A 19,345-nucleotide genomic window follows, 5' to 3' on the forward strand; every position below is an offset into this window, starting at 1 on the left:
AGTCTGTTATGCCAAGTTAGACGCAGTCAAAAAACACACAATCTGATTCCAGACTCTATGAATTCGCCAGGTAGTTCCCAGCAACTGCCCAGCAACAAGTTATGCCTGATGACCATAGCAAGTTGGTACCACTCCTTCCCATCCCGAACAGGACAGTGAAACGACTTTGCGCCGATGATAGTGCGGGTTCCCGTGTGAAAGTAGGTCATCGTCAGGCTCTTACAGCCCAGTAACGCCCCACTCAGCATTTGAGTGGGGCGTTTCTGCTTTCTGGCAGCAAACATATTCGTGTCTTATGGAGGCGGGAAACTGTCCGCACACGGTAATGCAACTTCAAGATATTTTGTATTCACAAGGGTTTGGTACCCGTCGTGTTTGCGCGGGCCTGGTTCAGCATGGCTGGGTGGAGACGGCACGCCTGGGCCAAGGCGCTTCTTTTAGCCCTTGTACGGATGCCTCGCTGGAATTCGATACCGCCGATCTGCGTTTGCGGATTCAAGGTGTGGAGTGGCAGTACCACGCCAAAGCGTATGTGATGCTGCACAAGCCTGCAGGCACCGAATGCTCGCAGAAACCGTCAACTTACCCCAGCATCTACACCTTGCTGCCAGCGCCGCTGCGGCAGAGGCCGTGCAAGAGTGCTATCCAAGGTGTGCAGGCTGTCGGTCGTCTTGACCAAGATACGACGGGTCTGCTGTTGCTCAGTGACGATGGGCAATTCATCCATCGCATGAGTTCACCTAAAAAGCATGTTCCGAAGATATACCGGGTAAGGGCCAAGCATCCGGTGGATGAATTGCAAATTGCCAAATTGCTGGAAGGCGTGGTGCTTGACGATGATCCCAAACCTGTGCGGGCCGCCGCGTGCACATTCGTGGACAGCCATAGCCTGGATCTCACCCTGACGGAAGGTAAGTACCATCAGGTCAAGCGCATGCTGGCTGCCGTGGGCAATCGGGTGGAGCAATTGCATCGCTCGCGCATTGGCGCGCTGGACCTTCCCTCTGATCTTGCGCCCGGTCAGTGGAGATGGTTGTCTGATGAGGATTTGTTGAGGCTGACCTCCGTGCCTTGAACTCGTGTCTGCAGGACAACGTCAGGCGAGACGGTCATTTCGTTTGCTGCCTTTTTGCTGCGGTTGCCCAATTCATGCGTGGCCAGTACGCGCATTTTTTACGCCTTGGGTTGAATACATGGGGTTGCGCAGCGCTAAACTTCCTTGCAGCTTTGAAAGTGGGTTCCTGTGAAGATTTTTTCTCATGTGTGCGGTTACGCCACGTTGGCATGGTTCATGTTGTCTTTCGCCCATGCTGCAACGCCTGCCCCTCCCCCTGTTTTTGTCCTGAATTCGCTGGAGGCCAATGTCAGCGTGATCGATCCCGTGACCTGGACTGAAACCGTGCGAATTCCCACAGGAAAGGAGCCGCACCATCTGTACCTGACCCCGGACGAAAAATCGCTGATCGTTGCCAATGCCCTGGGCGACACCCTGACCTTTGTGGATCCGAGAACGGCGCAGGTGCAGCGCACGGTCCGGGGCATCGTCGATCCCTACCATCTGCGCTTCACGCCCGACATGAAGTGGCTCATCACGGCGGCCAACCGGCTCAACCATGTGGACTTTTACCGTTGGGACGGAAGCGAGCCCGTGCTGGTGAAACGTGTGGCCACTTCTCGCACACCCAGCCATATGTGGATAGACAGCCGCAGCACCACGGTTTACGTGTCGATGCAGGACAGTGATGAACTCGTGGCGATGGACATCGCTACGCAAACCATCAAATGGCGCACGAAAACGGGTGCCATGCCCGCAGATGTGTATGGCAGCGGCGACGATCGGCGTCTTTTTGTCGGGCTGACGGGCAGCGACGGCGTCGAGGTCTTCGATATTTCCGGCCGTGAGCCGCGCAGCATCAAAAAGATCACCACCGGCAATGGTGCCCACGCCTTCCGGGCTGCGGGAGATGGTCGCCACCTCTATGTCAGCAACCGCGTGGCCAACTCCATCAGCAAGATCGACATGGGCACGCAAGAGGTGGTGGCAACCTATCCCGTGCCAGGAGGGCCCGACTGCATGGATGTGTCTGCCGACGGCCGCTGGATTTATGTGAGCTCGCGCTGGGCGCGCAAGCTTTCGGTGGTGGATACCCAGGTCGGCAAGGTGGTGCGGCAAGTGGCCGTGGGGAAATCGCCCCATGGCGTCTGGACCTTGCAGCACGCGCCCCGGTGACGTGATGTGCGGCGTGCTCATGCGGTGGTTGGGGGCGGCGGCGAATGCTTTTATTTTGATAGCGTTTGGCGCCTTTCCTGTAAGCGCTGGCGCTCAAAATGATTGTAAAAAACCGCTCTATCTCACCTTCGACACGGGCCACATGGAGGTGGCTCCACTGATTGCGGATGTGCTGCAACGCCAGCAGGTAAAGGTGACCTTTTTTGCCGCGCAGGAACCCACCAGGCAGGGTGATGGCAGTCTTGGATCGCACTGGGCGGCATGGTGGCGCGCCCGCGGGGGCGAAGGCCACGCCTTTGCTTCCCACACCTGGAACCACGTTTACTGGCGTGCCGACCTGGGCGATGCGGCCACACCTGCGTTTCGCGTGCGACCCTCGGTCGGTCCGCGCCAGGGACAGGAGTTCACCATGGGGGCACCAGAATATTGCGAAGAGCTTGCCCGTGCCGCGGATCGGCTGCTGGCCCTCACCGGCCAGAAGCCATTGCCCCTGTTTCGGGCGCCGGGTGGCAAGACATCGCCCCAGTTGCTCGCCAGCACCAAGGCCTGTGGCTACACCCATGTGGGCTGGTCGCCGGCGGGGTTTCTGGGGGATGAGTTGCCCAGCGAAAAATTCAGCAATGAAGCACTGCTGCGCAAGGCCTTGCAAGGAATACGCAGTGGAGACATCCTGATGGCGCACCTGGGCATCTGGTCACGCAAGGACGCTTGGGCCCCGGCTGTGCTGGAGCCCTTGATCGTGGGTCTGAAGGCGAAGGGTTTTTGTTTTCACACCTTGCGGGAGCACCCGGATTACGCGCCCGGGCAGGTGCGCTGACCTGGGCACTGCCGCTGCATTCGCTCAGCACCATGCGCAGAACAACGACAGAGGGGTGAAATGATGGAGTGGTGGGCCGATGCCTTCGATGGGGTGCAGCAGTGCTTGTTCGAGTCCACGCTGCAGCCTTTGCTCTTTGCGTTGGGACTGGGCAATCTGCTGGAAAATGGGTACGAGGCCACGGGTTGGCTGCTGGTGGGCCTGCTTCAGCTCGTGGTCATCGTGGCGGTATTCGGTCCCTTGCAGCGCTGGCGTCCCGTGGAGCCCATCACCGACCGGGCGACCGTTCGTACCGACATGCTCTACACCTTGCTGCACCGGCTGGGGCTGTTTCGGGTGCTTCTGTTCTTTGCCATTGCCCCATTGATGGACATGCTGTTTGGCACGCTCCGGGTGTTTGGCATCAGCACGCTGCAGCTCGATGGCCTGTGGCCCGGGGTGACGGATATTCCATGGGTCAGCCTGCTGCTTTACCTGGTGGTTTTCGACTTCGTGGACTACTGGCTGCACCGGGGCCAGCACCATTTCGATTGGTGGTGGCGGCTGCACTCGCTGCACCATGCGCAGCGCCAGATGACCATGTGGAGCGACAACCGCAACCACCTGCTCGACGACGTGCTCCGGGACACGCTTCTCGTGATCGTTGCGCAGGCCATCGGTGTCGCACCGGGGCAATTCATCGCCATCGTGGCGATCACGCAGCTCAGCGAGAGTTTCCAGCACGCCAACCTGCGCATCTGGTTTGGCCGCTGGGGTGAGAGGCTGTGGATCAGCCCCCGGTTTCATCGGCGGCACCATACCATCGGTTTTGGCCATGAAACCGTCCCTGCGTTGCCGCCATCCACCCCACGGGCCGACAAGGCCCCAGGTCAGTTGCCACCCGCAGTGCGCAAGGAGGTGTTGGGCGGACATAACTTTGGCGTGCTGTTGCCTTGGTGGGACATGATGTTTGGCACTGCTGATTTCGCTGTCCGATACGACCCCACGGGCGTCAGAGACCAGGTGGAGCCCGATCCGCAGGGGCGCCTGCGCGACTACGGCAGTGGTTTCTGGTCACAGCAATGGCGCGGCCTGCTGCGGCTGGTCGGAAAGGCCTGAATCCGCGTTCAGACCGCCTGTTGAACCGATTTTGGGGCAGTCAAGGTATGCTTGCCAACATGGGACTCATGGTCGATTCTTTCTGGCGCGCGGCAGTGTATTGCCTGCGCCCCCGTGTAATCTTGCTGTCGATGGTGCCATTGCTGCTGATCGGGGTTTTGGGTGGCGCCTTGGGGTATTTCTATTGGGATGGCGCTGTACGGGGCATGCGTACATTGCTGGAGTCTTCGGCGCTGCTGGCAACCTTCTGGGGCTGGCTGCATGCCTGGGGCATCGGCGACGTGACTGCGGTGATGGCGCCGCTCCTGGTGATTCTGGCCGCCGCGCCGGTGCTGGTCATGATCTCTCTGCTGGCGGTCGCCCTGCTGACGACGCCTGCCCTGGTCATCCTGGTCGCGCAGCATCGGTTTCCCCATCTTGAGCGCAAGAAGGGCGGCTCTTTCTGGGCCAGCACCATGTGGTCGTTGGGCTCCACCCTTTTGGCGCTGATTGCCCTGGTGGTGTCGGTGCCGCTGTGGCTGGTGCCGCCCTTGGTGCTGGTGCTGCCGCCGCTGATCTGGGGCTGGCTGACCTACCGTGTCATGGCGTTCGATGCCTTGGCCGAGCATGCCAGCAAGGAAGAGCGTTGGGAGATTTTGCGCAGCCACCGAGCCAGCCTGCTGGGAATCGGTGTGTTGACCGGCTATCTGGGCGCAGCGCCCAGTCTCGTATGGGCGTCCGGAGTGGTGTTTGCTGCTGCATTTTTCATACTGGTGCCGCTGGCGATCTGGATCTACACACTCGTTTTTGCCTTCTCGTCCCTGTGGTTTGCCCACTATTGCCTTGCAGCTTTGGAGCGCCTGCGATCGGAGGGCAGTGCGCCGTCGCCTCCGGCGGCGTCTGGCGGCGATCAGGCCGCCCTGGCCATTGCAGCCACGCCGGATGCGCCCCCCGACACCTTCATTTCGGAGCACAAATTGCCATGAGTTCGCATATTGGTCTGATCATCGTGGGTGACGAAATTCTTTCCGGCAAGCGTGCCGACAAGCACATGCCCAAGGTGATCGAGTTGCTGTCTGCGCGCGGGCTGGCCTTGTCCTATGCCGACTATGTGGGCGACAGCCCCGAGCGCATCACCAGCACCTTGCGGCGTGCGTTCTCCACGGCCGATATCGTTTTCTCGTGCGGCGGCATCGGTGCCACGCCCGATGACCACACGCGCCAGTGCGCGGCGCGGGCGCTGGGTGTTGGGCTGGTGCTGCACCCGCAGGCCGAGGTTCTGATCCGGGAGCGCATGCAAGACATCGCACGCGAGCAGGGCGTGCCCTACTCGGCAGACCGGCCAGACAATGTTCAGCGGCTCAACATGGGCGTGTTCCCAGAAGGCGCGCGCATCGTGCCCAACCCCTACAACAAGATCCCTGGCTTCAGCTGCCATGGGCCCGGCGGTGGGGCCGTGCATTTTGTGCCCGGCTTCCCGGTGATGGCGTGGCCCATGATCGAATGGGTGCTGGACCACGAATACCCGCATCTTTTCAATCGGTCCCCCCAGACCGAGCGGTCCGTCATTGTCTTTGGCGCCATGGAGGCGGCGTTGACGCCGCTGATGGAGCGCATCGAGCAGGAGCACCCCGGAATCCGGGTCTTCAGCCTGCCCAGCGTTGATCATCCACAATATGGGCGCCACATAGAATTGGGCGTGAAGGGGCCTGCCGCAGCGGTTCCCGCCGCCTGGGCGGACTTGCAGGCAGGGCTGCACAATGTTGGTGCAAATTGTGGCCCAGAATTGGTGCGAAATTTGCGTTGAGCATATTGCGAATGCAGATATGCACATTTTTGGTGATGTTGCGTGCCGGGGATTCTTTGGTTTTGCCCTGAATGCTCCGTCCGAGTGCAGTCATCGCACTCGCCTGGCACGTAAACTGCTTTTCGTTTGGCAGATTTTTTAACAAGCGCTTTACCCAGGAGAACCTGATGGCCAAGACCGTTGCAGACGTGATGAAGCTGGTGAAGGAAAACGAAGTCAAATTCGTGGATTTCCGCTTTACCGATACCCGTGGCAAGCAGCACCACACCACGGTGCCCGTCTCGCATTTTGACGAAGACAAGTTCGTTTCGGGCCATGCCTTTGATGGCTCTTCGATTGCCGGATGGAAGGGCATCGAAGCCTCCGACATGCAGCTGATTCCTGACCCGAATTCGGCCAACATTGATCCGTTTTTCGAAGAAACGACGCTGATCCTGACCTGCGACGTGATCGAGCCCAGCGATGGCAAGTCGTATGACCGCGATCCCCGCTCGGTTGCCAAGCGCGCCGAAGCCTATCTCAAGGCCTCTGGCCTGGGCGATACCGCATTCTTTGGTCCCGAACCCGAATTCTTCATCTTCGATGGCGTGCGCTGGAGCACCGAACCCAACCATACCTTCTACGAAATCGAAGAATACGAAGCACCCTGGAACACCGGTTCCAAGCTGGAAGGCGGCAACCGCGGCCACCGCCCCACCCTCAAGGGCGGCTACTTCCCCGTGCCTCCTGTCGACAGCACGCAGGATATGCGCGCCGAGATGTCGCTGATTCTCGAATCCCTGGGCATTCCGGTCGAAGTGTTCCACCACGAAGTGGCGGGTGCCGGCCAGAACGAAATCGGCACGCGTTTCAGCACCCTGGTCGAGCGCGCCGACTGGACCATGCTGCAAAAGTATGTGATCCACAACGTGGCCAACGCCTACGGCAAGACCGCCACCTTCATGCCCAAGCCCTACCATGGTGACAACGGCTCCGGCATGCATGTGCACCAGTCGGTCTGGAAGGATGGCAAGAACCTGTTTGCGGGCGACGGCTACGCCGGTCTGTCGGATTTTGCGCTGTACTACATCGGCGGCATCATCAAGCACGCCCGTGCGCTGAACGCCATCACCAATCCAGGCACCAACAGCTACAAGCGCCTGGTGCCGCACTTCGAAGCGCCGGTGAAGCTGGCCTACTCGGCCAAGAACCGTTCCGCCTCGATCCGCATTCCTTACGTGGCCAACCCCAAGGGCCGCCGCGTGGAAGCCCGCTTCCCCGATCCACTGATGAACCCCTACCTGGGCTTTGCTGCGCTGCTGATGGCGGGTCTGGACGGTGTGGAAAACAAGATCCATCCCGGCGAAGCTGCCACCAAGGATCTGTACCATCTGCCTCCCGAAGAGGACAAGCTGGTGCCCACCGTGTGCCACAGCCTCGACCAGGCGCTGGAAGCGCTGGACAAGGATCGCGGCTTCCTGACCAAGGGTGGCGTGTTTTCTGACAGCATGATCGACGCCTACATTGACCTGAAGATGGGCGAAGTCACGCGTTTTCGCATGGCGGTTCATCCGGTCGAGTACGACATGTACTACTCGCTGTAATCGCCTGCCCGCAGGCCATTGCATCCCAAGGCGGCGCGAGCCGCCTTTTTTCTTGGGGCGGGTGAGGCGAGAGGGCATGCGCGGGCGCTGCGCCTTCATCGGTGCCATCCTCCCACAATAGCCCGTGGGTCAGCGGGTGGTGAATTGGCGATGTATTGTGATTAGGGGATACTCAACAGCACACCCCTGCATTGCATGTGCGAGAGACCTCATGAATAAATCGCTCACTATCCTCCTGGTTTTTACCGCCATGGCGCCCGCGGCCTGGGCTCAAGACCGCATCTACCGTTGCGGCAATGAATACACCAATAACGCCACGCAGGCCAAGGAGCGCGGCTGCAAGCTGGTCGAAGGCGGCAATGTGACGGTGGTGCAGGGCAGCCGCCCCAAGACTTCGGGCGCTGTCGCGCCGACCACCACCACGGCCTCACCGGCCGGAGCACCCCGCGTGGACAACAACGATCAGCGCGCCCGCGATGCCGATGCCCGTGCCATTCTGGAGTCCGAACTGCGCAAGGCCGAGGCACGCCACGCCGAGCTGCTGAAGGAATACAACGACGGCGCACCCGTGCGCAGTGCGCTGGAGCTGCGCAATCCCCAGATTTACATGGAGCGCACGGCCGAACTCAAGGCGAGTGTTGCGCGCAGCGAGAGCGACCTGGCCGGAATCCGGCGCGAACTGGCCCGCCTCGCCCCCGCCACCAGTGCAAAGTAAGCAGGGTGGAGCGTTCGGTGCGTGATTCACTGGTGGCAGAAACGGAGCGCTTTCACTCGCTGGACCTCATGTCCACCCTGGTGGCGGTGCTGCGGTCGGACGGTGCCGTGCAGTTTGCCAATGCGGCCCTGGAAAACACGCTGGGCCTGTCGCGGCGCACGCTGGAAGGCGTGGATTTTTCGACCTTTTTTACCGACCCCACCCTGCTGCAGATGGCATTGTCCGGTGCGCGTGGCAAGGATTTTGCAGCGCTGCGTTACGAGGCCAGCTTGAAGCGTCTGCACCAGGAGCCTGTGCCCGTGCATGTCAATGTGGCCGATGCCGAACAGGTGGGTGAAATCCTGGTAGAGCTGTGGCCGCTGGAGCAACACGCCCGCCAGGACCGTGAAGAGCGGCTGCTGGATCAGGCCCAGGCCAACAAGGAGCTGATCCGCAATCTGGCCCACGAGATCAAGAACCCCCTCGGTGGCATTCGGGGCGCCGCGCAATTGCTGGAAATGGAGCTTGAAAGCCGCGAGCTCCACGAATACACCCAGGTCATCATCCATGAGGCCGATCGACTGCAAAGCCTGGTGGACCGGCTGCTGGCGCCGCACCGGCACCCGCATCTGGTGGGTGACGTGAACATCCACGAGGTGTGCGAGCGCGTGCGTTCGCTGGTGCTGGTGGAGCATCCGCAGGGCCTCAAGGTGCTGCGCGATTACGACACCTCGATCCCCGAGTTCCGCGGTGACCGTGCCCAGCTCATCCAGGCCTTGCTGAACATCGTGCAGAACGCCGCGCAGGCACTGGCAGAACGCATGGCGGCGGGCGATGCCGTGATCACGCTGCGCACCCGCGTGGCCCGCCAGGTCACGTTTGGCCGCCAGCGCTATCGGCTGGCACTGGAATTGCATGTCATCGACAACGGACCGGGCGTGCCCGATGCCATCAAAGAGCGGATTTTTTACCCGCTGGTGTCGGGACGGGACGGGGGATCGGGGCTGGGGCTCACGCTGGCGCAAACCTTCGTGCAGCGACACCATGGGTTGATCGAATGCGACAGCGTGCCGGGTCGCACCGACTTCCGCATCCTGATTCCCTTGCCCTGAGGTCCCCTGACACGCAACCACAGTGAAGGTATAAAAACACATGAAGCCGATCTGGATAGTAGATGACGACCCCTCGATCCGCTTCGTCCTGGAAAAGGCGCTGGCCCGCGAGAACCTGCCCACGCGCAGTTTCACACACCCCCGCGAAGTGCTGGATGCCCTGGCAGATGTCACCGTTGGTGACACCGCACGCCAGAGCCCCCAGGTCCTGGTGAGCGACATCCGCATGCCTGGTGGCTCGGGCCTGCAACTGCTCGAAAAAGTGCGCGAACTGCAGCCCGGCCTGCCCGTCATCATCATGACGGCGTACTCCGACCTGGACAGCGCTGTGTCGGCCTTCCAGCGTGGAGCGTTCGAATACCTGCCCAAGCCGTTCGACCTGCCCAAGGCGGTAGAGCTGATCCGCCGCGCGGTCGAAGAGAGCCAGCGCGAAGAAGTGACGGAAGAGCGGCAGGCCGACACTCCCGAAATGCTGGGCCAGGCGCCCGCGATGCAGGATGTGTTCCGCGCCATCGGCCGGCTCAGCCAGAGCCAGGTCACGGTGCTGATCACAGGCGAATCTGGCTCGGGCAAGGAGCTGGTGGCACGTGCGCTGCACAAGCACTCGCCGGTTGCAGACGGCCCCTTTGTCGCCATCAACACGGCCGCCATCCCCAAGGACCTGCTGGAGTCCGAACTCTTCGGCCACGAACGTGGCGCCTTCACCGGCGCACAGACGCAGCGGCGCGGCCGCTTCGAGCAGGCCGAAGGCGGCACGCTGTTTCTCGACGAAATCGGCGACATGCCGTTTGATCTGCAGACCCGCCTGCTGCGCGTGCTGTCGGATGGCCAGTTCTACCGCGTGGGTGGCCATGCGGCCGTGAAGGCCCATGTGCGCGTGATCGCCGCCACCCACCAGAACCTGGAGCAGCGCGTCAAGGAAGGCGGTTTCCGCGAAGACCTGTTCCACCGCCTTAACGTGATTCGCCTGCGCCTGCCCGCGCTGCGCGAGCGGCATGAAGACGTGCCCATGCTCACGCGCCACTTCCTGCAGCAAAGTGCGCGCCAGCTGGGTGTGGAGCCCAAGCGCATTGCCGACTCGGCGCTGGCGCGGCTGGAGCAGTTCGCGTTTCCGGGCAATGTGCGGCAACTGGAGAACATCTGCCATTGGCTCACGGTGATGGCTCCTGCCCAGGTGATCTCGCTGCAGGACCTGCCGCCCGAAGTGCTCGAGGTCCCCGTGTACCAGCCACCCGTGCGGGCAACGGTGGGTGCTGAACCTGCTGCGGCCACGGTGACATCGATGCCGGTAGCGCCGCAGACCCCTGTGGCACCCGCGGTGCAGGCGCCCTTGGCGCAGCAGCCCCCGCCTGAAATGGTGGGTGGGCTGCACCCTACCGCGGCAGTGCCGTCCTGGTCGGCTGATGCTGCTGCCACTGCCCACAGCTGGGAGCAAGCGCTGGAAACCGAAGCGCAAAGGCTGCTCGCTGGGGGCCAGCCCGAGGTGTGGGATGCACTGACGCGGCGTTTCGAGTCGCGCCTGATTCGCACGGCCCTTCTGGCCACCCATGGCCGTCGCATGGAGGCCGCGCAGCGGCTGGGCATTGGGCGCAACACCATCACCCGCAAGATCCAGGAACTGGGGCTGGATGCCCCGGATGAAGCATGAAAATGGCCGCTAGCGCTTGATGAGATTGCGCTGGCCGCAATTGCATTGAGAACTCATCTGGTGAAGGTGGGTGGCGCGGCTTTTGCCAAAAGATCGGCGCCTGATGCGCCAAGACCCCAGGCCGGGTGCTGGCCGATGTCCTACACGCAGGTCCTCCATGGGCTGACCTGCAGCTCCGGTGCTTGCTTCAACAATGAAGTCACTGCCAACCAACCGGAGATTTCCTATGTCGGATTTCAACGATGCCAACCGTGACCCTTTGACCCATGAGCCCGGTGCCCACCCCGTCGGAACCGGTGTGGGGGCTGCCATGGGTGGCACCGCAGCAGGTGCTGCCGCAGGTGCATTCGGAGGCCCCGTCGGGGCTGCCATTGGGGGTGTGGCGGGTGCGGTGGCGGGCGGCTTGGCAGGCAAAGCCGCTGCCGAAGCCGTGAACCCCTCGGCCGAAGACGCCTACTGGCGCGTGGCCTATGACCGCGAGCCCTACTACGTGGGCGGGCGCACATATGACCACTACCGGCCCGCGTACGAACTGGGCTGGTCGTCGGTGGGGCGGTACGACGGTGACTTTGACGTCATCGAACCGCGCCTGGCGGATGACTGGCGCGCCCGCCACGCCGCCGATGGCCTGGCGTGGACCGATGTGCGTCCCGCCACGCGTGCCGCCTGGGAGCGGGCCTCGGTCAACCGCCAGGTCCCCGGTGACCGCTCCCCGGATGGGATCATCGGCAACGAAGACGTGGTTGATGTGCTCAATGACCTGCTGGAATCGGCGCACGATGGTGAATATGGCTTTCATGCCTGTGCGGAGCATGCCGAGTCGGGTGCGCTCAAAAGTATCTTTGAGCGCCACTCGCGCGAATGCGCCGCGGCCGCCATGGAACTGGAGCATGAGATCCGGCGCCTCAACGGCGAGCCAGCTTCGGGTGGCACGGTGGCCGGAGCGTTGCACCGCGGCTGGGTGTCGCTCAAAGCGGCGCTGTCCTCACGGGATGACAAGGCCGTGCTCGAAGAGTGCGAGCGTGGCGAAGATGCCGCCGTGGCCCGCTATCGCAAGGCGTTGAAGACCGCGTTGCCCGTTGGTGTCCACGCACTGGTGGAACGCCAGGCGCAGGGGGCGCAGCGCAACCATGACGAGGTGCGCACGCTTCGCGACAGTTTTTCGCCACAGCGCTGATCCCACCGTCTGCCGTTGAATGGGTACAGCCAAAAGGCTGCCAGGTGAAAACCTTGCAGCCTTTTTCGTTGTTGCCCCGGCACCTACCGATGGGGGCGTTTTACCCGGCATCGGGCTTGGCAGATCGCTCAGGCCAGCGTGACCACCACCGGCGCATGGTCGCTGGGCTGCGGATTCTTGCGCGGGGCACGGTCCACCACGCAGGCAGTCACACCGGGGCGCAGGGCTTCGCTCACAAGAATATGGTCGATGCGCAGGCCCCGGTTCTTCTGGAAGCCCAGCATGCGGTAATCCCACCATGAGTAGCTTTTTTCGGGCTGCTCGAACAGGCGAAATGCGTCGGTCAGGCCCAGGGCCAGAAGGGCCTGGAAGTGGTTGCGCTCTTCGGTGGTGTGGTGAATGGTCTCGCGCAGGCCCACGGGGTCGTAGGAGTCGCGGTCTTCCGGCGCCACGTTGAAGTCGCCCACCAGCATCAGGCGGGAGTGGGCCGCCATCTCGGCGCGCACCATGTCCTGCAGGGCCTGCAGCCAGCGCATCTTGTAGGCGAACTTTTCCGAGCCTGGCTCCTGGCCGTTCACGAAATAACCGTTGAGCAGGCGCAGGGGGCCCGTGGGCGTATCCAGCGTGGCCGCGATCACGCGGGCCTGCTCATCCCCGAACCCGGGGATGTTGCGCACCACATCGCGCAGCGGGTGGCGGCTCAGGATCGCGACGCCGTTGTAGGTCTTTTGCCCGAATGCCGCGGTTTCATAGCCCGCCTCTTTCAGCGCATCGTGCGGAAACTTGTCGTCGGTGAGCTTGAGCTCCTGCAGGCACAGTGCATCGACCGGATGGGCGGCCAGCCAGGCCAGCACCTGGGGCAGGCGCACGCTGAGGGAGTTGATGTTCCAGGTGGCGATCTGCATCGTTGATTCTCTATGGGAAGCCGTGAAGGTGCGCCATTGTCGTCTGACCGCACTCCGCTCGGGCGATGCCGTGCCAGCTGGGGATGGCTGCGGATTTCTCCGGCTGCCTGCACTCTGCGCGGTGGCGGCTCGGTGGCGGCCATCGTCACCCACGGCAATTGCATGGAGCTGGGGCTGGCCGTGGGCGGCACGGCCGCGGCGATCTTCAGGGCTTCCTGCGTGATCGTGGGCGCTCCGGCGTAGGCGTTCAGCCCCGGCGCTCGTAGCGCACAAAGGCGAACGGCAGGCCGCTGGCGCTGGTGTGCTCTTCGCGCGTGGTTTCCCGCCATTCGGGGCCGAGTTCGGGGGCGTAGGCGTCGCCGTCGAAGCGCTGCGCGATTGCGGTCACTTCCACGCGGTGGGCCAGGGGCAGGGCCTGGGCGTAGATCTGCGCGCCGCCGATGACCCACACGGTGGTGGGATTGGATTGCTTTGCTACTTGCAGCGCCTCGTGCAGGTTGGACGAGCGCTGAGCGCCGATTTCACTCCAGTCTGGTTGGCGTGTGACGACGATGTTGCTGCGCCCCGGCAGCGGGCGAAAGCGCGGCGGGAGCGAGTCCCAGGTCTTGCGCCCCATGATGACGGGGCTGCCCTGCGTGAGCTGCTTGAAATGCGCTAGGTCTTCGGGCAGGTGCCAGGGCATGGTGCCGTCCTTGCCGATGACACCGTTGGTGGCGCAGGCATAGATGAGGGCGATTTCCATCACACCGCCACCGGTGCCTTGATGGCGGGGTGGCACTGGTAGTCCAGCACTTCAAAATCTTCGTACTGGTAGTCGAAGATGCTGTCGGGCCGGCGTTGGAGGCGCAGCGTGGGGTAGGGGTAGGGGGCGCGCGCCAGTTGCGTCTGCACCTGCTCGGTGTGGTTGCTGTAGATGTGGCAGTCGCCACCGGTCCAGATGAAGTCACCCACCTCCAGATCGCACTGCTGCGCCACCATGTGCGTGAGCAGGGCGTATGACGCAATGTTGAAAGGCACGCCGAGGAAGATGTCGGCGCTGCGCTGGTAGAGCTGGCAGCTCAATACTCCTTTGCCGCCGGGCGTGGTGGCCGGCGCCACGTAAAACTGGAAGAAGGCATGGCAGGGCATGAGGGCCATCTTGGAAAGCTCGGCCACGTTCCAGCTGCTCACGATGATGCGGCGCGAATCGGGGTTGGTTCTGAGGGTGTCTATCACCTGGCTGATCTGGTCGATGTGGCCGCCATCGGGGGTGGGCCAGCTGCGCCACTGCACGCCATACACCGGGCCGAGGTCGCCGTCGGCACGCGCCCATTCGTCCCAGATCGTGACACCGCGCTCTTTGAGCCACAGGTTGCTGCTGGAGCCGGTGAGAAACCACAGCAACTCCACGATGATGGACTTGAGGTGCACCTTCTTGGTGGTGACCAGCGGAAAGCCTTCGCGCAGGTCAAAGCGCATCTGGTGGCCAAACACGCTCTTGGTGCCGGTACCCGTGCGGTCGCCCTTGTCCACGCCGTGCGTGAACACATGGCGCATGAAGTCTTCGTATTGCGAGCGGACGGGGCGCAGGTGAGGGGTAGAAGTCATGGGGTAAATAAACTGGCGTTTGACAGGCGGCGGCCCGCGGTGGCGCCGAGCCCGGTAGTGTGCCACCGATGGCCGGGCGGTCCCTGGGGCTAGGCGCCAAACCCTGTGGTGGCCACCTCTGTGCCATCTTCGAACAGCAGCGTGCGCTCGGGCCAGCGCAGTGCGGCCAGCCGGTATTGCGGGTCGTGGGGCATGCCGGCCTGGCGGGCCCGCCAGCGCCCGCCCACCGAGTAGTCCACGCAAAACACGTTGTGGCGCTGGCCGTGCCAGGCAAAGGGCGGGATGTGGCCGAACAGGCCGGCTTCTTCGGGCGTCAAGCTGCCCAGGGTGTCGGGCGCGGCCACGACGGGGCGCCGCCAGTAGTGGCCCACCACCACGGGGGTGGCGTCGGTGTAGCTGTCCCACCAGGCCATGCGTTCGACAAAGCGCCATTTGCCGCCGGCAACAAAGGGATCGGTGCCCTGGCGTTCGACCCCCGAGGTCAGCACCTTCAGGGGGTTGAGCATGGCCTTGAGCAGCTCGTTGTCGGCATGGGCCTGCAGAAAGGGCGGCTTGTGCAGCGGGTCTTCGAGGTCGTGCGGCCATTGCTGGCGCTCGGCCGCCATGCGCCGGGCGAGCGTGCCGTCCTGGGCCTGGCGGCGCACCTCGGCTTCCCAGTGGTCGTATTCGCTGCGGACGCTGCCGGGCGGCAACTGGCGTGCGGCAGCGATCTGGCCTGGCAGCCATGCGGCGTGCACGATGCGCAGGTCTGGCCGCTCCAGCGCCACTGGCAGGGTGCTTAAAAAGGCGACGATGGCCGCGCGCTCGCCGGCCGTGGGGCGCGCAAAGGGCGCATATTTGCCCTCGTCGGAGGCCAGGCGCGCATCAAAGTACCAGCCGGCGCCATCCTTGGCGTCGTTGCGCAGCAGGTTGATCTCGTGGTTGCCGATCACGGCCACAGCGCGGCCGCTGGCCACCAGCTGCGCCACACGCATCAGCACGGCGGGGCTGTCGGGGCCCCGGTCGCAGAAGTCGCCCACAAAGACCAGCGTGCGGCCACCCGGGTGCTGGCCCTGGGCGTCGTAGCCCAGGTGGGGCAGCAACTGTTCCAGCGCATCGATTTCGCCGTGGATGTCGCCGACGATGTCGAGTGCTCCCGAGGGCAGTGCCTGGATGAGACTCATGCGGCGCCCAGTACACGCCCCGGGTTCATGATGCCCTGCGGATCCAGTGCCGCCTTGATGGCGCGCATCATCCCCAGTGCCGTGGGCGACTGGTATTGCTCCAGCTTCTCCACCTTGAGCGCGCCAATGCCGTGTTCGGCCGAGAACGAGCCGCCGAACTGCGCCACGGCCTCGTAGACGAGGTGGTTCACCCGGTCTTCCTGCTCGCGCAGGAAGGCCTTGGCGTCGCCGCCCTCGGGGGCCTGCACGTTGTAGTGCAGGTTGCCGTCACCGAGGTGGCCGAAGTTGACCAGGCGCACGCCCGGAATCTCGCGCACCATCAGCGCGTCGGCGTATGCGACAAAGGCCGGAATGCGCGAAATGGGCACCGAAATATCGTGCTTGATGTTCAGCCCCTCTTCGGCCTGCGCCAGCGGGATGCTCTCGCGGATATGCCACAGGTTGTGCGCCTGCGTGAGGTTTTCGGCCACCACGGCGTCGGTCACGCAGCCGGCCTCGAAGGCGGTCTCCAGCAGCGCCTCGAAGCGTGCGCGGGCGTGGTCCTCGGATTCGCTGTCCGAGTTTTCCAGCAGCACGCCGTAGGGCACGTCTTCCTGGTCGATGAAGGGAACGCGCAGTTGCGACATGTGCTTGTGCACGAGCGACAAGGCAAAGCGCCCCATCACCTCAAACCCCGTGAGCCCCGCGCCCAGGTGCTGGTGTGCCAGGCCCAGCAGCGCCACGGCATGTTCCATCGAGGGCACGGCGGCCCAGGCCGTGAGTTGCGCAGCGGGCTTGGGATACAGCTTGAGTGTGGCGGCCGTGATGACGCCCAGTGTGCCCTCGCTGCCGATAAGCAGGTTGCGCAGGTCATAGCCCGTGTTGTCCTTGCGCAGGCCCTTGAGGCCATTCCATACCTCGCCCTGGGGCGTGACCACTTCGATGCCCAGGCACAGATCGCGGGCGTTGCCGTAGCGCACCACCTGGGTGCCGCCGGCATTGGTGCCCAGGTTGCCGCCAATGGTGCAACTGCCCTCGGCCGCCAGCGACAGGGGGAACAGCAGCCCCGCCTTGTCGGCCGCGTCCTGCACGTTCTGCAGGATGCAGCCGGCCTCCACCGTCAGGGTCAGGTTGTCCTTGTCGAGGTCGCGCACGGCGTTCATGCGCGCAAGGCTCAGCACCACCTGAGTGCCCGACAGATCCGGCGTCGAGCCCACGGCCAGGCCGGTGTTGCCGCCCTGCGGCACGATGGCGGTGCCCGCGGCGGCGCAGGCGCGCACCACGGCTGCCACCTCATCGGTGTTGCCCGGGCGTACCACGGCCAGCGCCTTGCCGCGCTCGCGGCGGCGCCAGTCTTGTTCCCAGGCGCTCAGGTCGCCGTCGGTCAGAACATGGGCGGCACCCACAATGCGCCGCAAGGTGTCGAGCAGGGGGGACATGGGGAGGACTCTTTCAGGTGAACAGTGAAGGGTGCGCAGAGGGCGGTCTCAGGGCGCTATGGCTGTGGTTTCGGCATTGGCCTGTGCCTGGGCCCGGGCGTTGCGCTGGCGCAGCCGTATATGCAGCGTGCAGGCCGTGAACAGCACCACGCACAGCACGATCTCGCCCATTGCCAGCCAGGAGCTGGGGCGGGTGTCGCCCCAGGCCCGTACCACGCCTTCGATGAAATACAGCCAGATCACCAGGCTGACCCAGCGGTAGGTGTACATGCGGTTCTTGAGGATGCCGGCCAGTGGAATGCACAGCGGCAGCGCCTTGAGCGCCAGCCACGAGCCGCCGGGGCGCAGCGGGGCCAGTACCAGCTCCCAGGCCAGGCTCAGGGCGATCAGCGCCAGCAGGCTGCCTGCGGCGAGCCAGCGGGTGGCGGCAACGGCATTGTCAGGAGAGGGGCGGGATGAATTCATGGAATAGGTGGTCGGGAGGGGGACGGCGCGGATTGCGCTCAAGCCAGGCGGTTGGGGCCACAATGCGCGCTCGATCTCAGCACAAATCGGCAGCATCCATGCAGCGTTTTTTCATCAGCTTAGGAGCCCGTCGGACTTGGAGCGTCGATAGCGAAAATTGGCCCCAGCGAGAACAGTTTTTGCCAGATTTGCAGCCCCATAGCATGGCTATGGGGCAAAAAGACGGTAAAAAATGGACCGCTGCGGCCAATTTGCAGCCGACGATTTCCAAGTCCGACAGGCTCCTAACGGCCCCAGGATCATATCGGCCATGTCCTTGACCCCACAGACCGTGGTCCAGCGCTTGCAGGCGCTGCTGGCCGAGCTGTCGCACTTTCCCTGGAAAACCACCGCCCAGACGCTGCGCGAGCGCTTTCGTGAAGACCGCCTGGGCCTGACCGCCAGCAGCCTCACGTTCACCACCGTGCTGGCCCTGGTGCCGTTTGTGACGGTGGCGCTGGCCGTTTTCACGGCGTTTCCCATCTTCGGCAAGCTGCAGGAGGTACTGCAGCGCTGGCTGGTGGACAGTCTGGTGCCCGACAGCATCTCGCGCCAGGTGCTGGGCTACCTCACGCAGTTCGCGGCCCAGGCCAGCCGGCTGGGGGTGGCGGGCTTCAGCATCCTGCTGGTGACGGCGCTGGCGCTGATCCTGACCATCGACCGCACCCTCAACAACATCTGGCGCGTGCGCCGCCTGCGGCCGCTGGGGCAGCGGGTGCTGATCTACTGGGCCGCGATCACGCTGGGGCCGGTGGTGCTGGGCGCCAGCCTGGCGCTCACCTCGTATGTGATGTCGGCCTCGGGCGGGTTGGTGCGGGCCGTGCCCGATGGCGTGCGCCTGCTGTTCGACTCCATCGAGTTCTTCGTGCTGGCAGCCGGCATGGCGGCGCTTTACCACTATGTTCCCAACACGCCCGTGAAGTGGCGCCACGCCTGGGCTGGCGGCCTGTTCGTGGCCGTGTGCATCGAACTGGCCAAGAAGGTACTGGCCATTTACCTGGGCAAGGTTCCGACCTATTCGGTGGTGTATGGCACCTTTGCCACGCTGCCCATTTTGCTGGTCTGGATCTACGTGGCGTGGGTCATCGTGCTGCTGGGGGCGGTGGTGGTGGCCTACCTGCCCAGCCTGCTGGCGGGTGTGGCCCGGCGCGGCAAGGTGCCGGGCTGGACCTTTCAGCTGGCGGTGGAGGTGCTGCAGGAGCTGCAGCGCGCGCGCCGCCACATCGGCAAAGGCCTGCGTGCCAGCCAGCTGGCGCAGCTGCTGCGCGTGGATGTGCTGCAGCTGGCGCCGGTGCTCGACGCCCTGACGGCGCTCGACTGGGTGGGGCGCACCAGCGACCCGGCGCAAAGCGCTGCCGACGACCCCGAGCCGCGCTATGTGCTGCTGGCCGACCCCGGCACCACCCTGCTGGAGCCCCTGCTGCAACGCCTGCTGCTCGACCGCACCGACCGCCTGGAGCCACTGTGGGGCAGCGCCGGGCTGGCGCAGTTGCATCTGTCGGATGTGCTTCCAAAAGAATAGCCGCTGGCGTTTATGGAAAAAGCGCCGGATGGCGATGGAGTCGCGTATTCAACTGCGTAGTGCGCAGCTGTCCGGTAAAGGTGTTCTGCGTCGTTGCGCAG

At 63.7% G+C, this 19,345-nt stretch carries 19 protein-coding genes and 1 rRNA gene; 14 read left to right on the forward strand and 6 right to left on the reverse strand.

Annotation, left to right across the window (positions count from 1 at the left end; genetic code table 11):
- The first annotated feature begins 104 nt into the window (after positions 1–104).
- The 12 genes from rrf to K225_RS0112995 all read left to right on the forward strand — a co-directional run bounded on the left by rrf (position 105) and on the right by K225_RS0112995 (position 12,145).
- Positions 105–217, forward strand: a 5S ribosomal RNA gene (gene rrf / locus K225_RS0112940).
- Between the two features lie 108 nt (positions 218–325).
- Entirely contained in the window at positions 326–1,075 is a 750-nt protein-coding gene (locus K225_RS0112945) for a 16S rRNA pseudouridine(516) synthase (RefSeq protein ID WP_026436816.1), read from the forward strand.
- A gap of 216 nt (positions 1,076–1,291) precedes the next feature.
- Positions 1,292–2,230, forward strand: a complete 939-nt coding sequence (locus tag K225_RS0112950) for a YncE family protein (protein ID WP_026436817.1) — start codon at positions 1,292–1,294, stop codon at positions 2,228–2,230.
- 4 nt (positions 2,231–2,234) lie between these two features.
- The gene (locus K225_RS0112955) at positions 2,235–3,047 is read left to right on the forward strand and encodes a polysaccharide deacetylase family protein (protein WP_026436818.1); all 813 of its coding nucleotides are present in this window, start codon (positions 2,235–2,237) and stop codon (positions 3,045–3,047) included.
- 60 nt (positions 3,048–3,107) lie between these two features.
- The gene (locus K225_RS0112960; protein WP_369794861.1) at positions 3,108–4,145 is read left to right on the forward strand and encodes a sterol desaturase family protein; all 1,038 of its coding nucleotides are present in this window, start codon (positions 3,108–3,110) and stop codon (positions 4,143–4,145) included.
- A gap of 59 nt (positions 4,146–4,204) precedes the next feature.
- The gene (locus K225_RS0112965; protein ID WP_026436820.1) at positions 4,205–5,110 is read left to right on the forward strand and encodes an EI24 domain-containing protein; all 906 of its coding nucleotides are present in this window, start codon (positions 4,205–4,207) and stop codon (positions 5,108–5,110) included.
- Positions 5,107–5,931: a molybdopterin-binding protein gene (locus K225_RS0112970; protein ID WP_026436821.1), complete on the forward strand. Its 825-nt coding sequence runs from the start codon at positions 5,107–5,109 to the stop codon at positions 5,929–5,931. The genes K225_RS0112965 and K225_RS0112970 overlap by 4 nt, the downstream gene beginning before the upstream one ends.
- Before the next feature lie 167 nt (positions 5,932–6,098).
- On the forward strand, positions 6,099–7,514 hold the full coding sequence (gene glnA / locus K225_RS0112975; protein ID WP_026436822.1) for a type I glutamate--ammonia ligase: 1,416 nt from the start codon (positions 6,099–6,101) through the stop codon (positions 7,512–7,514).
- 211 nt (positions 7,515–7,725) lie between these two features.
- Entirely contained in the window at positions 7,726–8,229 is a 504-nt protein-coding gene (locus K225_RS0112980) for a hypothetical protein (RefSeq protein WP_026436823.1), read from the forward strand.
- A 68-nt stretch (positions 8,230–8,297) separates the two neighbouring features.
- Positions 8,298–9,320: a nitrogen regulation protein NR(II) gene (glnL, locus tag K225_RS0112985; protein WP_034712679.1), complete on the forward strand. Its 1,023-nt coding sequence runs from the start codon at positions 8,298–8,300 to the stop codon at positions 9,318–9,320.
- 40 nt (positions 9,321–9,360) lie between these two features.
- Complete coding sequence (gene ntrC, locus K225_RS0112990; RefSeq protein WP_026436825.1) at positions 9,361–10,968, forward strand: nitrogen regulation protein NR(I); 1,608 nt, start codon at positions 9,361–9,363, stop codon at positions 10,966–10,968.
- A 226-nt stretch (positions 10,969–11,194) separates the two neighbouring features.
- Positions 11,195–12,145, forward strand: coding sequence for a PA2169 family four-helix-bundle protein (locus tag K225_RS0112995; protein WP_026436826.1), 951 nt, complete (start codon positions 11,195–11,197; stop codon positions 12,143–12,145).
- A 128-nt stretch (positions 12,146–12,273) separates the two neighbouring features.
- Here the strand turns inward: K225_RS0112995 and xth are convergent, their stop codons facing one another.
- Positions 12,274–13,050, reverse strand: a complete 777-nt coding sequence (gene xth / locus K225_RS0113000; protein ID WP_026436827.1) for an exodeoxyribonuclease III — start codon at positions 13,048–13,050, stop codon at positions 12,274–12,276.
- A gap of 36 nt (positions 13,051–13,086) precedes the next feature.
- On the opposite strand from xth, the gene K225_RS22205 reads away from it, so the two are divergent.
- Positions 13,087–13,293: a hypothetical protein gene (locus tag K225_RS22205; protein ID WP_155885270.1), complete on the forward strand. Its 207-nt coding sequence runs from the start codon at positions 13,087–13,089 to the stop codon at positions 13,291–13,293.
- Between the two features lie 4 nt (positions 13,294–13,297).
- Here the strand turns inward: K225_RS22205 and K225_RS0113010 are convergent, their stop codons facing one another.
- The 5 genes from K225_RS0113010 to K225_RS0113030 all read right to left on the reverse strand — a co-directional run bounded on the left by K225_RS0113010 (position 13,298) and on the right by K225_RS0113030 (position 17,683).
- The gene (locus K225_RS0113010; RefSeq protein WP_026436828.1) at positions 13,298–13,792 is read right to left on the reverse strand and encodes a dihydrofolate reductase; all 495 of its coding nucleotides are present in this window, start codon (positions 13,790–13,792) and stop codon (positions 13,298–13,300) included.
- Positions 13,792–14,637, reverse strand: a complete 846-nt coding sequence (locus K225_RS0113015; RefSeq protein ID WP_034712664.1) for a thymidylate synthase — start codon at positions 14,635–14,637, stop codon at positions 13,792–13,794. The genes K225_RS0113010 and K225_RS0113015 overlap by 1 nt, the downstream gene beginning before the upstream one ends.
- 89 nt (positions 14,638–14,726) lie before the next feature.
- Positions 14,727–15,800, reverse strand: coding sequence for a metallophosphoesterase (locus K225_RS0113020; protein WP_026436830.1), 1,074 nt, complete (start codon positions 15,798–15,800; stop codon positions 14,727–14,729).
- Positions 15,797–17,218 (reverse strand): FAD-binding oxidoreductase, encoded by a 1,422-nt coding sequence (locus K225_RS0113025; protein ID WP_026436831.1) that lies wholly within the window; start codon positions 17,216–17,218, stop codon positions 15,797–15,799. Before K225_RS0113025 ends, K225_RS0113020 begins: the two co-directional genes overlap by 4 nt.
- Positions 17,219–17,266: 48 nt before the next feature.
- Positions 17,267–17,683 (reverse strand): DUF2069 domain-containing protein, encoded by a 417-nt coding sequence (locus K225_RS0113030; protein ID WP_026436832.1) that lies wholly within the window; start codon positions 17,681–17,683, stop codon positions 17,267–17,269.
- 310 nt (positions 17,684–17,993) lie between these two features.
- On the opposite strand from K225_RS0113030, the gene K225_RS0113035 reads away from it, so the two are divergent.
- Entirely contained in the window at positions 17,994–19,244 is a 1,251-nt protein-coding gene (locus K225_RS0113035; protein ID WP_026436833.1) for a YhjD/YihY/BrkB family envelope integrity protein, read from the forward strand.
- Positions 19,245–19,345: the final 101 nt, after the last annotated feature.

Source organism: Acidovorax sp. JHL-9 (genome assembly GCF_000426205.1).
Classification (GTDB): domain Bacteria; phylum Pseudomonadota; class Gammaproteobacteria; order Burkholderiales; family Burkholderiaceae_C; genus Acidovorax; species Acidovorax soli.

Coding starts and splice junctions, on each gene's coding strand:
- ntrC (WP_026436825.1), top strand. CDS start 9,361: ATGAAGCCGATCTGGATAGTAGATGACGACCCCTCGATCCGCTTCGTC.
- K225_RS0112995 (WP_026436826.1), top strand. CDS start 11,195: ATGTCGGATTTCAACGATGCCAACCGTGACCCTTTGACCCATGAGCCC.
- K225_RS0112965 (WP_026436820.1), top strand. CDS start 4,205: ATGGGACTCATGGTCGATTCTTTCTGGCGCGCGGCAGTGTATTGCCTG.
- glnA (WP_026436822.1), top strand. CDS start 6,099: ATGGCCAAGACCGTTGCAGACGTGATGAAGCTGGTGAAGGAAAACGAA.
- K225_RS0112955 (WP_026436818.1), top strand. CDS start 2,235: ATGTGCGGCGTGCTCATGCGGTGGTTGGGGGCGGCGGCGAATGCTTTT.
- K225_RS0113020 (WP_026436830.1), bottom strand. CDS start 15,800: ATGAGTCTCATCCAGGCACTGCCCTCGGGAGCACTCGACATCGTCGGC.
- K225_RS0113035 (WP_026436833.1), top strand. CDS start 17,994: ATGTCCTTGACCCCACAGACCGTGGTCCAGCGCTTGCAGGCGCTGCTG.
- K225_RS0112980 (WP_026436823.1), top strand. CDS start 7,726: ATGAATAAATCGCTCACTATCCTCCTGGTTTTTACCGCCATGGCGCCC.
- K225_RS0112950 (WP_026436817.1), top strand. CDS start 1,292: ATGTTGTCTTTCGCCCATGCTGCAACGCCTGCCCCTCCCCCTGTTTTT.
- K225_RS0112945 (WP_026436816.1), top strand. CDS start 326: ATGCAACTTCAAGATATTTTGTATTCACAAGGGTTTGGTACCCGTCGT.
- K225_RS0112970 (WP_026436821.1), top strand. CDS start 5,107: ATGAGTTCGCATATTGGTCTGATCATCGTGGGTGACGAAATTCTTTCC.
- K225_RS0112960 (WP_369794861.1), top strand. CDS start 3,108: ATGATGGAGTGGTGGGCCGATGCCTTCGATGGGGTGCAGCAGTGCTTG.
- glnL (WP_034712679.1), top strand. CDS start 8,298: ATGTCCACCCTGGTGGCGGTGCTGCGGTCGGACGGTGCCGTGCAGTTT.
- xth (WP_026436827.1), bottom strand. CDS start 13,050: ATGCAGATCGCCACCTGGAACATCAACTCCCTCAGCGTGCGCCTGCCC.
- K225_RS0113030 (WP_026436832.1), bottom strand. CDS start 17,683: ATGAATTCATCCCGCCCCTCTCCTGACAATGCCGTTGCCGCCACCCGC.
- K225_RS0113010 (WP_026436828.1), bottom strand. CDS start 13,792: ATGGAAATCGCCCTCATCTATGCCTGCGCCACCAACGGTGTCATCGGC.
- K225_RS0113015 (WP_034712664.1), bottom strand. CDS start 14,637: ATGACTTCTACCCCTCACCTGCGCCCCGTCCGCTCGCAATACGAAGAC.
- K225_RS0113025 (WP_026436831.1), bottom strand. CDS start 17,218: ATGTCCCCCCTGCTCGACACCTTGCGGCGCATTGTGGGTGCCGCCCAT.